Origin of the sequence: Vibrio sp. 10N.222.46.A1 (genome assembly GCF_041473595.1) — a bacterium.
In the GTDB taxonomy this organism is placed as follows: domain Bacteria; phylum Pseudomonadota; class Gammaproteobacteria; order Enterobacterales; family Vibrionaceae; genus Vibrio; species Vibrio tasmaniensis_A.
Map to the genome: position 1 here is coordinate 1 of NZ_JBFRSN010000336.1, position 2,384 is coordinate 2,384.

Genomic DNA, 2,384 nt, shown 5'->3' on the forward strand with positions numbered 1-2,384 from the left:
GAATATAAGTCGCCAATATTATTGGCGACTTTCACGGTTCTAGTGTTTAAGGAAAAGTAAATATGGAAAACAGCTCTCGACTTTTATTTTCGAATCAATGGCTGCTGCCGAACGGACTGCTGTCATTCAAAAGGCATTTTTTATTCAGCAAGATAGCGATAACCTTAGCTTTGTTGGCTTTAAGCTTGTTCTCATTCTCCAGTACAGCAAAAACGAGGATTATTCAAGACGAGCAAGGTCAGTTTGAGATAGCGACTACCCCGCAACGCGTTGTGGTGTTGGAGTTCTCATTTGTCGATGCGTTAGCTGCGGTAGGCGTGTCTCCGGTTGGTGTTGCCGATGACAATGATGCTTCGCGAGTGATTCCGGCGGTGCGTGAATTAGTGCAACCATGGGAATCGGTTGGGATGCGTTCGCAGCCTAGTCTAGAAGCTATTGCGGTATTAAAGCCCGACCTGATCATTGCCGATGCAGAGCGTCATCGTACGGTTTATCAAGATCTACAGCGAATCGCACCAACTCTGCTGCTCAAAAGCCGTGGAGAGACTTATCAAGAGAACTTGGAATCTGCGCTTAAGGTCGGTATCGCCCTCGATAAGCAATCGGCAATGGAACAAAGAATTCACCAACATCAACAAGCCATGGTGGAATTTAAAAGTCATTTCTCGCTTAAACAAACAGTCCAATTTGCAGTTGTGTCGGAAAAAGGAATGTGGCTACATAGCCCTGCTTCGTATGCCGGAGGTGTACTCACCACATTAGGTATTGCTAGCCCAATAGTGGAACCGACAGACAAGGCGTACTTGCCAACCAGCTTTGAGTTGTTGTTGAAAACAAATCCTGATTGGTTGCTCCTTGGTGCTTACTCAGATCCAAATATCGTTGATGATTGGCAGAAAAACCCACTGTTTAATGTATTAACATCCGCGAAGAATCAACAAGTGGTAGAAGTGTCACCAGCACTATGGTCATTGAATCGAGGCATGTTGGCCGCGGAACAAATGGCGAAAAATCTAGAGCAGATCTTGGATCGTTCATGAGTTCGATGTTGCTCTCTAGAGGTAAGCGACGTTCGCTTATAGTGTCGTGGCTTACGGTATTAGTGTCGTGGCGAGTCACGTTATTTACGGCTTTAGTGTCGTGTTTGACGATGTCTGGTTACTTGGCCTCTATGCTAGGTTGGTCTAATTTCTCCCTAACATTGAGTGACTTAGTTCACTATTGGTTTGCGTTTGATGAGAGCAATATGACTCATCAAATATTGGCGACACTTAGAGCTCCAAGGGCTCACGCTGGGTTATTGATTGGTGCAAGCTTAGCCGTCGCCGGACTGTTGATGCAGGGATTAACACGTAACCCACTTGCGTCTCCATCAATTCTAGGTATTAACGCTGGCGCAGCCTGTTTTATGGCTTTAGCTGCGATAGGCATACCTGTGGTGAGTGATTTAAACCCGATCCTTAATGCCGTTCTTGGTGCATTGCTAGGCGGTGGTGCTGTGATGCTCCTCGGTGGCTTCTTCTCCGAACGTTCTCATCCGTTACGTTTGGTTTTAGCGGGTATCGCCATTACTGCTTTATTGATTGGGTTAACTCGAGCAGCGTTGATTCTAGCTGATGATATGGCTTATAGCGTGCTGCATTGGCTTACCGGTTCATTGTCTAGCGTGGATGAGGGACAGTGGCAACAGCTTTGGCCGCCAGCAGTGATTGGTTTGGTGTTGGCTGTTAGCCTTGCTCGTAACCTCAACTTATTGGCGCTTGGTGAAGAAGTGGCTGTGGGGTTGGGCAGTAATATCCGGCTTACTCGCCTCATGAGTGGATTGGCTATCGTGTTACTTGCGGGGGCCAGTGTCGCTATCGCTGGTCCCATTGGCTTTGTAGGATTGTTGGTTCCTCATTTGGTTCGGCCCATAGTTGGGCACAATTACCATCTACTGATCCCTATCTCCGCAATGGCTGGTGCAGCATTAGTGTCTTGGTCAGATGCGTTGTCACGATCGATTGCTTTCCCGACTGAAACGCCCGTTGGTGTTATTACAGCCCTACTTGGGACACCTTGTTTTATTTTGATTGCGACGAGGAGATCTTAATGCACCATCACACTAAGATAGTTTTGTTATCAGGGATTCTCATATTAGTGGCATCTGCGGGCTTGTTTGTCGGTGCAGCGTCACTTTCTATTCCTCAAGTCATCGAACATTTGGTCGCCTTTTCCAGTGACGACTTTGTTATCCATCAGTATCGACTACCACGTATGTTACTCGCGATAAGCGTGGGCGCAGGGTTGGGGCTATCTGGCGTATTAGTGCAAGGCGTGATACGTAACCCGTTAGCATCGCCTGATCTTATGGGCATTAGCGCCGGGGCAGGGCTTGCTGCGAC

At 47.5% G+C, this 2,384-nt stretch carries 3 protein-coding genes; all 3 read left to right on the forward strand.

What is annotated here, in order from left to right:
* Positions 1 to 62: 62 nt before the first annotated feature.
* On the forward strand, positions 63 to 1,040 hold the full coding sequence (locus AB4496_RS11015) for a Fe(3+) dicitrate ABC transporter substrate-binding protein FecB (RefSeq protein ID WP_102257567.1): 978 nt from the start codon (positions 63 to 65) through the stop codon (positions 1,038 to 1,040).
* On the forward strand, positions 1,037 to 2,092 hold the full coding sequence (locus AB4496_RS11020) for an iron ABC transporter permease (protein WP_102257568.1): 1,056 nt from the start codon (positions 1,037 to 1,039) through the stop codon (positions 2,090 to 2,092). The genes AB4496_RS11015 and AB4496_RS11020 overlap by 4 nt, the downstream gene beginning before the upstream one ends.
* Positions 2,092 to 2,384, forward strand: a 293-nt coding sequence (locus AB4496_RS11025; protein ID WP_372130948.1) for an iron chelate uptake ABC transporter family permease subunit, incomplete at its 3' end; no start/stop codon positions are given. The genes AB4496_RS11020 and AB4496_RS11025, both read left to right, overlap by 1 nt.

Excerpts from the sequence above, each read along its gene's own strand:
- AB4496_RS11020 (WP_102257568.1), top strand. The coding sequence starts at position 1,037 with ATGAGTTCGATGTTGCTCTCTAGAGGTAAGCGACGTTCGCTTATAGTG.
- AB4496_RS11015 (WP_102257567.1), top strand. The coding sequence starts at position 63 with ATGGAAAACAGCTCTCGACTTTTATTTTCGAATCAATGGCTGCTGCCG.